This window comes from Parajatrophihabitans canadensis, from assembly GCF_053764775.1.
Genome location: NZ_CM132445.1, coordinates 5,003,678 through 5,017,815 on the forward strand (window position 1 = coordinate 5,003,678; position 14,138 = coordinate 5,017,815).

A 14,138-nucleotide genomic window follows, 5' to 3' on the forward strand; every position below is an offset into this window, starting at 1 on the left:
AAGCTGGCGAGGGCGCCAACCTAGCCGCGGGATAGTCACCGTGTAATCGGCCGTGTACTCACAGTAACTCAGCAGTGAAGATAAAACTAGAGTTAAAACTCATGGGGATCACGCAACCGCAACCCCAACCCCGCCTATCCGACCGTCAGCAGCCTTCCCATCGCGCCGGCGTGCATCGGTGGATGTGCCCAAAACCCCTGGAACCAGGTGTAGCCGATCGACATCAGCGTCTGCATTTGCCGTTCTGATTCAACGCCCTCGGCGATAACCCGAAGCCCCAGTTCGTCGGCGAGCAACGCAACCGCCCGAGATACAGCGAGGTCGACCGGATCAGGGACCGGCAGGCCGAGCCCGCTCACGAAGGACTTATCGAGTTTGAGCATCGTGGCCGGCAACCGCTTCAAGTAGGTCAACGGGGCATAACCGGTGCCGAAGTCGTCGAGTGCGATTTCGAGCCCTAGTTCGCGAAGTCGCCAAAGCTCGGCAAGCTCGGGAGATTCCGCATCCACCAGAACGGATTCGGTCACCTCGAGACAGACCTGTTCCGGCCGGATACCAGTCTCGTCGATGGCTGCGGAGATCAACCGGGCAAAGCGTCCGGTCCCGAGCTCGCGTCGCCCGGCATTGACCGTCACCATCAGCGGTTGGCCCGCTGCCGTCCACTCGGCAACGGCGCCGATGGCCTGCCGGATGATCAGTTCGGACAGGTCCGTCATCAGACCGGTCGCCTCGGCGACATCAAGGAATTGCGACGGCAGCAGCGTTCCGCGCGTCGGATGCTGCCATCTCAGTAGGGCTTCCGCGGCGATCGGTACCCGGTCGACGTCGACGATCGGCTGGAACACCATCTGCATCTGTGCACCGGAGCCTGCGACAGCCCGGCGCAGTTCCGCCTCGACTTCGACGCGGCGTTGCGCCGGTCCGGTATTCAACGGCCCTGCAATGACATAGCGGTTTCCGCCGCCGCGTTTGGCCGAATACATCGCCTCATTCGATCGCCGGACCACATCGCCTGGGTCCTCGCCAACCCCGACAAGTGCCGCGCCGATGCTGGTGGTGACTGCCAACTCGGCGCCACCAACCGTCACCGGACGGCCAATCGAGGCCAGCAGCCGTTCACCGAGCTGCTCGGGCGGCTGCGACGAAATGATGACAAGCTCGTCGCCGCCGAAGCGACCGACTATGTCAGCCGCCCCGACCAGCAGCGAAATCCTGGCGGCCAGGGTGCGCAGCAATTCGTCACCGATCGAGTGGCCATAAGCGTCGTTGACCTTCTTGAAGTCGTCGAGATCGATGAAATACACGTGCCGACGCGCATCGGTCGCGTTGTCAGCAGCGCGCTGCAGGGTGTCCGTGATGACTCGCCGATTGGCCAGGCCGGTCAGCGGGTCATGGCCGGCCTCCCACGCCATCTGATGTTCAGCCCGCACCGATTCGTCCACGTCGCGCAACATGCAGACGACTTGCTCGACCGCGCCCTGTGGATTGCTCAGCCAGGGTGCAACCCAGACGTGCATCCACCGCCACTCGCTACTCGCGTCGAGTAGCCGAAAGCGAGCTTCACCCGGCCCCGAGGTCGGATCAGCTCGAATGGCCTCGGCAAGACTTCGCAACGTCTCGTGGTCGCCCGGGTGCAGCAAGTCCCTGATGTCGCTGTATCGGTTGATGCGCGAGCGCGGGTATCCCAAACGGTCCGACATCCGCCCGTTCGACCACAGGATCTGGCCGGACGTCAGCTCGAGAACCATGACGCTGTCCGGCACGACTGCCACGATCGCCTCGAAGAACCGCGTGGACGGATCGGGGCCGGTACTCAACTCCGTGATGTCGACAGCGATCCCGATGGCTTGGCCCGGACGGGCAATCCCTGTTTGGCCCGGACGGGCAATCCCTGTTTGGGCCGGACGGGCAGCCCCGCCGTCGGTGCTTGACGCGTCGGCGCTTGGCAGCCAGCCGTACAACCGAACCGTGCGGATGTCTCCCGAGTCGCGGTGAACGATCCGAAGGTCACGCATCGCACGGTGTTCGGTGAAGACCTCCTCGACGCCCGAGAGAAATGCCGGCAACCCGGGAAGTAGCAAGGTTCGCGCATAGGCGCTTACCCCCGCCGCGCGGCTGATGTCAGCGAGGTCGATGACGGCATCCGCCGTAGACCCGACCGGCTCCGGCGAGTCGGGCAGTCGCCAGGTCTCGACGCTGAGGCTTACTACGTCGGCGGTCGCCACCGTGACTTCGACAGCCGCGACACTGCCGTCGTGGGCGGGAACAACTCGAACGACGAACTCGTCGACAAAGGCATTCGCCTGCTCCTGCGACGGATTCGAGCCAAGGTGAGTGTTAGCCAGCGCCCGCTCGGCCACCACCCGCAGCGGATCGCTGCATGGCAGCACCTCAGCCAGCGGCAACCCGGCAATGAGCTCGTCGTCCAGCACTAGAACGGTGCCGTCGCCGGAAATGACGATGCGACTGAATGAGTCCAACAAGTTTCTCCCGTTTGCGGCTACTGCCGCCACGCCCCCGTGTGGCATGCATAGTGTGACGCCTAAACCGCGGTTGTTGACCAGTTTCCCGCAGAATGGGATATCCGGCACTCCCATGGCGGCAATCAACTACCGATAAGGTGCGATTCATGCCTGAAATCGATGACACCTTTCTGGCCCTGCCTGCCTCCGTCCTCGCCGACGCAGCGTTGACCCGAGCGCGGGAGCTAGGAGCCTCGCACGCGGATTTTCGCTTGGAACGGATCCGGGTCGCCAACATGTCGTTGCGCGATGCGAAGCTCGATTCGAGCACGGACTCCGAGGACTTGGGGATGGCGGTGCGCGTTGTCCACGACGGTGCCTGGGGATTCGCCAGCGGTATCGAACGCAGTCCGGAGGAGGCGGTCCGCCTCGCCGAGCAGGCAGTCGCTACCGCAAAGGTAAGCCGGGTGCTCAGTTCCAAACCTGTCGAGCTGGCCGACGAGCCGGTTTATCCTGGCGCTGTTTGGGTTTCCAGCTACGCCATCAACCCGTTCGATGTTCCCGAAGCTGATCGCGCTGCGTTACTGACCGACTACTCAGAGCGGCTGCTCAGCGCCAACGGCGTCGATCACGTCGACGCCCGACTGACTCAGGTGCTGGAAAACAAGTATTACGCCGACCTGGCCGGCACCGTGACGACCCAGCAGCGGGTGCGGATCGAGCCGGTTTTCTCAGCCGTACAAGTCGATCTCGCCGGTGGCGGCTTCTCGTCGATGCGCTCGATCGCGCCGCCAGTCGGACGCGGCTGGGAGTACCTGACCGGCACCGGCTGGGACTTCGCCGCCGAGCTGGCCGAGATACCCGAACTGCTGAGCGAGCATGCCAAGGCGCCATCGGTCACCGCTGGGACCTATGACCTGGTCATCGACCCGTCGAACCTCTGGCTGACCATCCATGAATCGATCGGACATGCCACCGAACTGGATCGGGCGCTGGGTTACGAGGCCGCCTATGCCGGGACTTCCTTTGCCACCCTGGACAAGCTCGGCACGTTGAAATACGGCTCACCGCTGCTGAACGTCACCGGAGATCGGACGGTCGAGCATGGCCTGGCGAGCATCGGGTTCGACGATGAGGGGGTAGCCACCCAAGCCTTCGACATCGTTTCCGACGGGATCCTCGTCGGCTACCAGCTGAACCGTCAGATGGCCGCGGACACGGCGGCGGTTACCGCCACCGCGGCACCGCGCTCCAACGGCTGCGCGCTGGCCGATTCACCCGGGCATATCCCCTTGCAACGAATGGCGAACGTCTCGCTCAAACCGACACCGAACGGCGGCTCGACTGCCGACCTGATCGCAGGGGTCGAACGGGGCATCTACGTGGTCGGCGACAAGTCCTGGTCGATCGACATGCAGCGCTACAACTTCCAGTTCACCGGTCAACGTTTCTTCACCATCGAGAATGGCCAGCTCACCGGTCAGGTCCGCGACGTCGCGTATCAGGCCACCACTACGGAATTCTGGGGCTCGATGGAAGCGACCGGCGGACCCGAGACCTACGTTCTCGGCGGCGCGTTCAACTGCGGAAAGGGTCAACCGGGCCAAGTCGCCGCCGTCTCGCATGGCTGCCCGGCCGCACTGTTCCGCGGAGTCAATGTTCTGAATACCGTTGCCGAGGGTGGTCACTGACATGCGAATTCAGGATCTGGTCGAAGAGGCTCTCACACTGGCGAGCCTCGACGGTTGCGTCGTGATCGGCGCGGAGCGCAGTGAAGCTAACCTGCGCTGGGCCAACAACAGCCTCACCACGAATGGGCAGATGACCTCACGCTCGATCACGGTTATCTCGACCATCGAGGTCGCCGACGGCGGGACGGCAGCGGGGATCGTGACTCGTGCGGTGACGACCTCCACCGAACTCGCCGAGCTGGTCGCCGCGAGCGAGGCGGCGGCGCAGACAGCAACCGCGGCAGATGACGCGTTCCCGCTTGTCGAGAAGTACGAGACTGACGACGACTGGGATGCCGCACCAGCGCGCACATCGATCGAGGTTTTCGGTGACTTCGCGCCGGCTCTTGGCGCGGCCTTCGCCGAGGCCGCCGCGGCCGACCGGCTGCTGTTCGGTTTCGCCGAACACATCATGACCTCGTACTTCATGGCGTCTTCGACCGGGCTTCGGCGCCGGTTCGATCAGCCGACCGGACGCGTCGAGATCAACGGCAAGTCGGCGGATCTGTCCCGGTCGGCCTGGGTCGGCGTACAGACTAAGAACTTCGCCGACGTCGACGTCCAGTCGTTGTCCGCGGAGCTGGCAAAGCGCTTGGACTGGGCGGCCAACCGCATCGACCTTCCGGCCGGACGATACGAGACCTTGCTGCCGCCAGGCGCGGTTGCCGATCTGATGATCTACGCGTACTGGACGTCGTCAGCTCGCGACGCCGAGGAGGGGCGCAACGTGTACTCGGCCAGCGACGGCGCGACCCGGATCGGCGAGAAGCTGTCGCCGTTACCGCTGTCGCTGCGCTCGGACCCGTCAGAGCCCGGGCTGGAGTGCGCGCCGTTCGAGATCGCGACATCGTCCTCGGCTGCCCTGCAGTCGGTGTTCGACAACGGCGCACCGATCGGTCCTACGTCCTGGATCAGCGATGGAGTGCTCACGAACTTGGTTCGCACCCGCAACTGGGCACAGCGCACCGGGCAGGCCTACGTTCCGCTCATCGACAACCTCGTTCTCGAGGTCGGCGCTCAGGCGGACGGTTCTGAGTCCTCCCAAATAGGCTCGCAAATAGGCACAGCAATGGGCACAGCGACCCTGGACGACATGATTGCCTCGACCGAGCGTGGGCTGCTCCTGACCTGCCTTTGGTACATCCGCGAGGTCGACCCGCAAACCCTGTTGCTGACCGGTCTCACCCGAGACGGGGTGTATCTGATCGAGAACGGCCAGGTCGTCGGTGCCGTCAACAACTTCAGATTCAACGAGTCCCCGGTCGACCTGCTGGGCCGGATCACCGAAGTCGGGCAAACCGTGCACACGCTGCCTCGCGAGTGGAACGACTACTTCACCCGAACCGCCATGCCAGCGGTCCGGGTCCCTGACTTCAACATGTCGACGGTGAGCCAAGCCTCATAGCCACCCGAAATACCTCTCGATTCGACCATTCTGGACGCGCCTTGAGGCAGTTCTGACCCACGATCCAACGGTTCGGACTCACGAATTGTGGTGACTCGGTGTGACACCTGTGACGCGCGACGCACTGTGACCGTCGCATTTCGACGTCAGCCAGGTCACTGTGTGAGGAGAGACGCATCGGTAAATTTGTGCATGTAAGCGCTGCCAGCGGTTACTTTCGGTTATCCCATCGCGGGGACCGAAGATCACCAGCTCGTATCGTCGTCGATAGGTTCTGATGTTCAACGATCCGTGATTGCCCGAATCGAGGACTGTCTCTTTCTAGAACGGTCTGAATCCAGTCAATGTCGACTGCCAAGGAGTGCACCCCATGACAGCCACTTTCGATCTCGAGAAAGCCCCCACCGCCCACGTCGAACTGCTGCGCTGGGTACGTGAAACCGCCGAACTGACACAGCCGGACAAGATCGTCTGGTGCGACGGAACGCAGGACGAGTGGATTCGGATCACCGACGAGCTCGTGGCCGCTGGCACCTTCGTGCGGCTCAACCCTGACAAGAAGCCGAATTCCTTCTACAGCGCGTCTGATCCGTCCGACGTTGCTCGAGTCGAAGATCGCACGTTCATCTGCTCGGTCGACCCGTCCGACTGTGGTCCGACGAACAACTGGATGGACCCGGGCGACATGAAGGCCCTGCTCACCGAGCGCTTCCGTGGCTCGATGCGCGGCCGGACGATGTACGTGATCCCGTACTGCATGGGTCCACTGAACGCAGCGCAGCCCATGCTCGGTGTCGAGTTGACCGATTCCGCCTACGTCGTCGCCTCGATGCACATCATGACCCGGATGGGCGCCAAGGCACTTGAACTGTTCACCAAGGACGGCGTCGACCAGGCTTACGTCGCTGGCCTGCACTCGGTCGGCGCTCCGCTGGCCCCAGGTGCCCAGGACGTCAAGTGGCCCTGCAACGAGACCAAGTACATCGTGCACTTCCCCGAAGATCGTGCCATCTGGTCCTACGGCTCGGGCTACGGCGGCAACGCCTTGCTGGGTAAGAAGTGTCATTCCCTGCGGATCGCCTCCGTTCAAGCACATGACGACGGCTGGCTTGCCGAGCACATGCTCATCCTGAAGCTGACCAACCCGCAACAGAAGTCCTACTTCATTGCGGCCGCTTTCCCGTCCGCGTGTGGCAAGACCAACCTTGCGATGCTCGAGCCGACGCTGCCGGGCTGGAAGGTCGAGACCGTCGGTGACGACATCGCGTGGATTCGCTTCGGCGAGGACGGCCGGATGTATGCCGTCAACCCCGAGAACGGCTTCTTCGGCGTGGCACCCGGCACCGGGTGGTCGACGAACGGCAACGCGATGCGCACCATCGCCAAGGGCAACTCGCTGTTCACCAACGTCGGGCTGACCGATGACGGTGATGTCTGGTGGGAAGGCATGGGTGACGCGCCGGAGCACCAGACGACCTGGAAGGGCGAGTCCTGGGACAAGACGGCGGCCGCCGCTTCCGGGTTGCTCGCATCGCACCCGAACGCCCGGTACTGCACGCCGATGGAACAGTGCGACACCAAGGCACCCGAGTGGGACGACCCGAAGGGTGTGCCGCTCGACGCGATCTTCTTCGGCGGCCGTCGCCGTGACACGGTGCCGCTGGTGACCGAGGCGCGCGATTGGCAGCATGGCGTGTTCATGGGCGCCACGCTCTCGTCCGAGACCACCGCAGCCGCGGTCGGTCAGGTCGGCGTGGTACGCCGCGACCCGATGGCGATGCTGCCCTTCCTCGGCTACCACGCAGGCGATTACCTCAACCACTGGATCGGTATCGGCAAGAGCGCCGACGCAGTGAAGCTGCCGAAGATGTTCTACGTGAATTGGTTCATCCGCAACGATGAAGGCAAGTTCGTCTGGCCAGGTTTCGGTGAGAACGTCCGGGTCCTGAAGTGGGCGATGGAACGCATCGAGGGCAAGGCGGCCGCTGTCGACACCCCGATCGGTCTGGTGCCGGCGCCGGGCGCGCTCGACATCAACGGCCTGGACGTGTCCGATGAGGACATGGACGTCGCCGTCGCAGTCGACCTCGACAAGTGGCGAAATGAGATTCCGGGGATCGAAGAGTGGTTCGCCAAGATCGGCGACAAGCTCCCCAGCTCACTGAGCGACGAACTCGAATCTCTCAAGCAGCGCCTCGGCTAACCCATTCAGCGAATTGTGTAACGCTCGGCGCCGTATCGGTGCCGAGCGTTACACGATTCTGGGGGTTAGGGCGGGGTGGTCGGCTCCGAACCCGTCAGCGACGAAGACCACCGTCTCGAACACAATCGGACGAGCCTGGTCGCTGGACCAGGCCGAGCCGGTGGCGTCGCGCAGAACCCCGGCCAGCATCGTCCAGGCCAGCAAGTCCTCGAGGACGAGGGCCTCGGCGCCGGACCACAACAGGGCGATCCGGTCGGTGCCCGGCCAGTAGTCCGCGAGATCGGAGAGCCCGTCCGCGAACGCGTCCAGATTGGTGCCAGCGGTCGCAGGCAGCCGCAGGGCATTCGCGAGCGAGGCGTAAACGGCATGCCGGTTCGCTACCGCACCGGTGTGCACCCCGACCGGCTGGTAGCCGGCCGTCGAGACCGTATTGCGAACCACCCCTTCGCTTCCCGCGGCCGCGATGTACAAACCTTGTCCGCGCAGCCAGGGCAGCAGCTCGGCAATCGAGGTCCAGCCGGTCATAGCGACGAGTCGCCTTCCGGGCCCATGCAAATCAGATGAGCCACCAGTGCAGTCCAACCGGTCTGGTGTGATGCACCGAGCCCGGCACCGGTGTCTCCGTTGAAGTACTCGCTGAAGGTCACGTGCGATCCCGACCACAACGGCCCCGCCCCGATATCGCGCGGATCGCCAGGGCGGCCACCCTCCGGCCTTGACCGGAACAGCTCGATCAACCTGTCATGCAGCGCATCGGCAATCTCAACCAACGTGAGCTTGTTGTCCGACCCGGTTGGAAAGGCGAGTCTGATATCGGATCCGGCACCCGCACCGAAGGTCCGAAGGGCATCGGCCAGTAGCACGTTGACCGGAAACCAGATCGGTCCACGCCAGTTGGAATTACCGCCGAACATTGCGCTTTCTGACTCCGCGGGGACGTAGGAGATGGACATCAGCCGGCCCTCGATGTCCACCTCGTACGGCTCGCGGTACGCCGCCGAGAGCGACCGAAGCCCGTACGGCGAGAGGAACTCGTCCTCGTCCAGCGCTCGTGAGAGGACCAACACAGCCCTGTCTGTATCGACCAGCGCCAGCGTCAGATGTTGCCCGTTGGCACCGTGCGTTGTCACCAGACTCTTCAACAGTTGCGGTCGGCGGCGTTGCAGCCAGCGAACCCGGGCGGTGAAATCGGGCAGCTCGGTCGTCACCCAATTCTGCGCGACCGCCACCGCCAGCAGAGGTAACAACCCAACCACACTGCGTACCGGCAGCGGCTGATAGGTGTTGTCGGGGTGGACGAGAACGTCGTAGAAGAAGCCGTCTTTGACGTCCCACAGCGAGACGTTCTGGCTGCCGAACGTCGAAAGGGCTTGTGCGATAGAGAGAAAGTGTTCGAGAAACTTCGTCGCCGTATCGTCCCAGGCACTGTCGTGGCGTGCCAACTCGAGCGCGATCTGCAACATCGATAAGCAGTAGAAGGCCATCCAACTCGTCGCGTCGGACTGCTCCAGGCGGTGGCCTGCGGGTAACGGTGCGGACCGGTCGAAGAAACCGATGTTGTCCATGCCGAGAAAGCCGCCTTCGAACAGGTTCGATCCGTCGGCGTCTTTGCGGTTGACCCACCACGAGAAATTGAGCAGCAGTTTGGTGAACACCCGCACGAGAAAGTCCCGATCCGTTCGGCCGTCCGTACAGTAGACGTGCCAGGTGGCCCAAGCGTGGACGGGCGGATTGACGTCATCGAACGCCCATTCGTATGCGGGCAATTGGCCATTCGGGTGCATCGCCCACTCCCGGCACAGCAAGATCAGCTGATCCTTCGCGAACGCCGGGTCGATGTGGGCGATCGTAACGCAGTGAAACGCCAGATCCCATGAGGCGAACCACGGGTATTCCCACTCGTCCGGCATCGAGATGACATCGGCCAGGTCGAGGTGAGGCCAGCCGACGTTGCGGGCGCCCCGCATCGTCCGCTCCGGCGGTGCCTCAGGTTGCGCGGGGTCACCGTCCAGCCAGTCCTCGATCGCATAGCGATAGAGCTGCTTTCCCCAAAGCAACCCAGCGAACGCGCGCCGCGCAATGACGGCATCACCCTCGGAGGTATCAGCAGGAATGACCTCGCCGTAGAACTCGTCCGCCTCGCCCAACCGGTCTGCGAATACCGCGTCGAAGGCCGGCCCGAACGAGCGGTCAGGCAGGCTCTCGGCGCGAAGCCGCAACTCGACGGTGACTGAACTAGCTGGCGAAATATCGTCAAAGTGGTACCAGAACGCCGCCTTCGTACCGCGGCCGTCCGGGTTCACTGCCGCCGGGTCTTGCGAAACCACCCGCCTGTTGAAGGCGTCCTTCGGGTATTGCGACGGGTTTTCCGCTGTGCCGAAAAGGGCAACCGAATCGGTCTCGTTGTCACAGACCAGCACCTCGGGCACGGCCGCCGTCGTCGAGGCCGCGAGCACGTATCTTCCGAGAAAGGCATGCTCGGCTGCGACCGCGCGAAGATCGCCATCGGAGACGCTCGGCGGATCGAGCCGGCTCAACGACGGTCGTCGATCGTCCCGGCCCCAGGCCCAGGTGTTGCGAAACCAGAGCTGCGGCAACAAATCCAACGGCGCGGCGTCGGGTCCGTGGTTGGTTGCGGTGATCCGGATGCAGATGTCATCGGGCGAGGCTTTGGCGTACTGCACGACGACGTCGAAGAACCGGTCGTCATCGAGCACCCCGGTGTCATTCAGTTCATATTCCGGCTGGTCGCGTCCGCGGCGGCCGTTCTCTGCCACCAGATCGTCATACGGATAGGCCGCCTGCGGGTAGCGGTACAGCCACTCGGCGTAGGAATGAGTTGGCGTGGCGTCGACCGCCCACCAATACTCCTTGACGTCTTCGCCGTGATTGCCTTGCGGATTGGTCACGCCGAACAGTCGCTCCTTCAGGCGATCGTCCTTGCCGTTCCAGAGCGCGACTGAGAAGTTGAGGAAACCGTACCGATCGCAGATGCCGCCAAGGCCGTCTTCGCCCCAACGGTAGGCCCGCGAATGTGCTTGTTCAAAAGGGAAGTACGCCCAGGCATCACCGTCAGCCGAGTAGTCCTCGCGGACCGTGCCCCATTGCCGACCGGAAACGTAGGGACCCCACAACCGCCAGGGATCGGATGCCCCAGGTGATTCGGCAAGCCTGGCGTGCTCGGCACTGCGTATCTCGTGTCTGAGGGGGGTGGTTTCGGCCGCTGCGTGCCTACCTGCTGACGGGCTCAAAGCTGCTCAGCGCCCGCGCTCGGGACTGTTGTGCGAATCGGCTTGCGCTAACGGGCCAGACTCCCGGCCGCCGCGAAGTCGCTTGGGTTCGTCTCTGCGACGGCGACGTTCCATCAGCAGGTCTTGACCCACTGTGAGAATCACGCGGCGTTTGAAGACAGCGCACGGTTCACGGCCCGCACCGCGTTGCTGCGGGCCGCCGACAGCGCCTTCCGAGCGCGCGGCGTCATCGGTCACCCTCGAATCATGGCATGTTCTCCCCGTCCAGCCAGCCCACCTGGCCGTCCGGCGACCAGAAGGCGAGATAGGTGCCGTAGGACGGCGCGAAACACTGGTCCATCGACTCGGCGAGCGGCCCAGCTGGGCCCTGAACGAGCCGCACCTGTCGGTCAACCGCGGTAACAGCACGGCCGGCCCCAGTTTTGGCCAGCGCGCCCCAGTCCAGCCTTGGCCGGTGCCAGCGCGGCGTTCCGGGCGGCGGTGCAGGCTGGCGGCCCTGCTTGCGCCCCCGGGCATAGGTACGCACCGTGTCGACGCCATAGGTCGAGCCGTCCACCGTCCACACTCTCATCGACCAGCCATCTCGTGGGCCGCCGATTTCATAGAGCAGACCGACGCCGGAGATATCGCCGAGGGCCAATGTCCGTGACCGGTGGAAAGTCCGCGGCAAGACGAGCGTGCTCGTCCGAAGTAGCGGCCTTCGCAGGACTTCACGCCCGGAAAGGGCGAGCAGCGGGAAGCTCGCCAGGCAGACGGCCGCGCCGGTGATTCCGAACCATAGCGACGAATCGAGGATGCCGTGGACCAGCAGGTACACGCCGAGCGGGAAACACACTGCGCCGAGCGCGACGGTGAGCCAGCTCTCCCAGTGGGCCGGGAGTCGCTGGACCAGCGGGTCGTCACTCTGCACCAGCCGAGTCTGACAGTAGGAAAAGCAGTTGCCGCACCCGACTAGGGTTGATCAATCGTGAGCGACGATCCAGTACTTCAGTCCGAGCGGGCGCAGCTGGAATTGGCACGAGCCTGCCTGGTGCAGATGCGAAAGGACGCCGAGCGGATTGCCGATTACGGCGTAGATGCGCTGGCGAGCGAGAGCCTTGGGCGCATGCGTGCCGCCCGCATCGAATATCTCAGCTCCGACAGCGATGCGCCGCCGTTCTTCGGCCGGATCGACCGAGATCGCGACGCCGACAGCCCCAGTCGCCCCACCCCAGCGGCGGCAGCAACAACGTCGGCCGTCGAGGTTTTCCACATCGGTCGGCGCCACTTGCGCGACGATCTCGGGGATCCGGTAGTGATCGACTGGCGGGCGCCGATTGCGCGCCCCTTCTACCGGGCGACGCCCGCGGACCGACAAGGCGTCACCTTGCGCCGACGGTTCGGGTTCAGCACGCCCACGGCATCGGAAATCGCTGAGCTCACCTCCTACGAGGACGAGCATCTGGACGCCGGCGAAAACCTCGGTCTGGCATCGGACCTCCTCCGCGAGGAGATCGAACGTCCCCGCGTTGGTCCGATGCGTGACATCGTGGCCACTATCCAGCCTGATCAGGACGAGCTGGTGAGAGCCACGCTCGACACGTCGCTGTGCATTCAGGGCGCGCCCGGCACCGGCAAGACCGCCGTAGGGCTGCACCGCGCCGCGTATCTGCTTTACACCTACCCAGAGCGCCTGCGCCGCTCCGGCGTCCTCGTGGTCGGCCCGAACACCGCCTTTCTGCGCTACATCGCGCAGGTGCTGCCGGCACTCGGAGAGAGCGGCATTACCCAAACGACCGTCGGCGAGCTGGTGGCGGACGGCCGCGCCCGGGCGAGCACTAAATCGCCCACCAAACCACCCACCGTACGGGACGAACCGGTCGAGGTGTCGATCCTCAAAGGCGATGCCCGGATGGCAGACGTACTGCGCCGAGCAGTCTTCAGCCACGTGAAGAAGCCCAGCGACGATGTCGTCGCGATCGTCGGGACCAAGCGTTACCGAATTCAGATCGAACGGGTCAAACGCTATGTCGATGACGCCCGGCGCTCACTGGCAGCCGGCGAGCTGCGCTGGGATTCCGCCCGCGAACGGTTGCAGATGTTGCTCGCGCAGGATGTCCGGCGCCAGCGCGAAGATGCCGGCGGCGCGCCTTCTGACACCGAGACACGCAAAGTTGCCCGCTCGGCGGCCGTCAAGGCCTTCATCGACGAGGTGTGGCCGACCATCGATCCCCGTGACCTCCTGACCCGGCTGTACACCGACGAAGCATTCGCACGTCGCTGTGCAGGATCGGTCCTGTCCGATGATGAGCTGGCATTGCTCCGCTGGCCTCAGGCCCCCAAGTCGGCACGCACCGCGAGATACTCCTTCGCCGACAGCGTCTTGCTGGACGAGCTGCGCGGGCTGATCACAGCCAACGATCAGTACGTCCACGTCGTGGTCGACGAGGCCCAGGATTTGTCGGCCATGCAGTGCCGCGCGGTGGCCCGGCGCTGCCCGATCGGCTCGGTCACCGTGCTGGGCGATCAGGCGCAGGCCACCGCTCCGTGGGCGACCGGATCCTGGCTCGCGACGATGACGCATCTGGGTCAACCCGAAGCTCCGGTCCGTCCGCTCACGATCGGCTATCGGGTGCCCGGCGAAGTACTGACGGTGGCGAACCGGCTGTTGCCGTTCATCGCAGCCGAGGTGCCGGCCGCGACATCGGTCCGCGCGGGTGCCGATGCCCTCACCTATTCGGCGGACCTCGTCGCCGCCGTCCGCCGCTGTCTGGCCATCGAGGGATCGATTGCGGTGATCGTGCCCGACAGTTCGGTGTCCGCCGTTTCCGATGTGTTGGCGGCGGCCGGCATCGCGGCGGGATCCCTCGACGACGACGCTACGTCGCGGGTCACCGTCGTTGCGGCCACTGCGGCCAAGGGTCTGGAATACGACTCGGTGGTGCTGCTCGAGCCGGCCGAGATCGTTGCGGCCGAGCCGAACCGGGTCGCCGGGTTGCGTCGGTTGTACGTGGCGTGGACGAGAGCGGTTTCCCGGTTGGCCGTGGTCCACCAGCAACCGCTGCCGCCCGAGCTCGCCTAACCCCCCTTTTTCGGCGAATCGTGTAA

9 protein-coding genes are annotated in these 14,138 nt (G+C 64.4%); 4 read left to right on the forward strand and 5 right to left on the reverse strand.

The window, feature by feature from the left end:
• Window positions 1-134: 134 nt before the first annotated feature.
• Complete coding sequence (locus tag ACSMXN_RS24005; protein ID WP_196811477.1) at window positions 135-2,480, reverse strand: EAL domain-containing protein; 2,346 nt, start codon at window positions 2,478-2,480, stop codon at window positions 135-137.
• A gap of 149 nt (window positions 2,481-2,629) precedes the next feature.
• Between ACSMXN_RS24005 and ACSMXN_RS24010 the strand changes: the two genes are divergently transcribed.
• From ACSMXN_RS24010 to ACSMXN_RS24020, 3 genes are all read left to right on the forward strand, one after another.
• Complete coding sequence (locus tag ACSMXN_RS24010; RefSeq protein ID WP_022915900.1) at window positions 2,630-4,153, forward strand: TldD/PmbA family protein; 1,524 nt, start codon at window positions 2,630-2,632, stop codon at window positions 4,151-4,153.
• 1 nt (window position 4,154) lies between these two features.
• Window positions 4,155-5,597, forward strand: a complete 1,443-nt coding sequence (locus ACSMXN_RS24015; protein WP_035944986.1) for a metallopeptidase TldD-related protein — start codon at window positions 4,155-4,157, stop codon at window positions 5,595-5,597.
• A 370-nt stretch (window positions 5,598-5,967) separates the two neighbouring features.
• A complete protein-coding gene (locus ACSMXN_RS24020) occupies window positions 5,968-7,800 on the forward strand; it encodes a phosphoenolpyruvate carboxykinase (GTP) (protein WP_022915902.1) in 1,833 nt (610 codons plus the stop codon).
• Window positions 7,801-7,848: 48 nt separating this feature from the next.
• On the opposite strand, the gene ACSMXN_RS24025 is transcribed toward ACSMXN_RS24020, so the two are convergent.
• From ACSMXN_RS24025 to ACSMXN_RS24040, 4 genes are all read right to left on the reverse strand, one after another.
• A complete protein-coding gene (locus ACSMXN_RS24025; RefSeq protein WP_455407651.1) occupies window positions 7,849-8,325 on the reverse strand; it encodes a barstar family protein in 477 nt (158 codons plus the stop codon).
• Window positions 8,322-10,994: an MGH1-like glycoside hydrolase domain-containing protein gene (locus ACSMXN_RS24030; protein WP_027140082.1), complete on the reverse strand. Its 2,673-nt coding sequence runs from the start codon at window positions 10,992-10,994 to the stop codon at window positions 8,322-8,324. The genes ACSMXN_RS24025 and ACSMXN_RS24030 overlap by 4 nt, the downstream gene beginning before the upstream one ends.
• Window positions 10,995-11,057: 63 nt before the next feature.
• Window positions 11,058-11,288, reverse strand: coding sequence for a hypothetical protein (locus ACSMXN_RS24035; protein WP_022916014.1), 231 nt, complete (start codon window positions 11,286-11,288; stop codon window positions 11,058-11,060).
• A 7-nt stretch (window positions 11,289-11,295) separates the two neighbouring features.
• Window positions 11,296-11,961 carry a hypothetical protein gene (locus ACSMXN_RS24040; protein WP_022916013.1) on the reverse strand — a complete coding sequence of 222 codons (666 nt, stop codon included), beginning with the start codon at window positions 11,959-11,961 and terminating at the stop codon, window positions 11,296-11,298.
• A 57-nt stretch (window positions 11,962-12,018) separates the two neighbouring features.
• On the opposite strand from ACSMXN_RS24040, the gene ACSMXN_RS24045 reads away from it, so the two are divergent.
• Window positions 12,019-14,112 carry an AAA family ATPase gene (locus tag ACSMXN_RS24045; RefSeq protein ID WP_022916012.1) on the forward strand — a complete coding sequence of 698 codons (2,094 nt, stop codon included), beginning with the start codon at window positions 12,019-12,021 and terminating at the stop codon, window positions 14,110-14,112.
• Window positions 14,113-14,138 lie beyond the last annotated feature (26 nt).

What these genes read in the sequence shown, in the direction of transcription:
- ACSMXN_RS24010 (WP_022915900.1), top strand. Translation starts at nt 2,630, where the DNA reads ATGCCTGAAATCGATGACACCTTTCTGGCCCTGCCTGCCTCCGTCCTC.
- ACSMXN_RS24015 (WP_035944986.1), top strand. Translation starts at nt 4,155, where the DNA reads ATGCGAATTCAGGATCTGGTCGAAGAGGCTCTCACACTGGCGAGCCTC.
- ACSMXN_RS24020 (WP_022915902.1), top strand. Translation starts at nt 5,968, where the DNA reads ATGACAGCCACTTTCGATCTCGAGAAAGCCCCCACCGCCCACGTCGAA.
- ACSMXN_RS24025 (WP_455407651.1), bottom strand. Translation starts at nt 8,325, where the DNA reads ATGACCGGCTGGACCTCGATTGCCGAGCTGCTGCCCTGGCTGCGCGGA.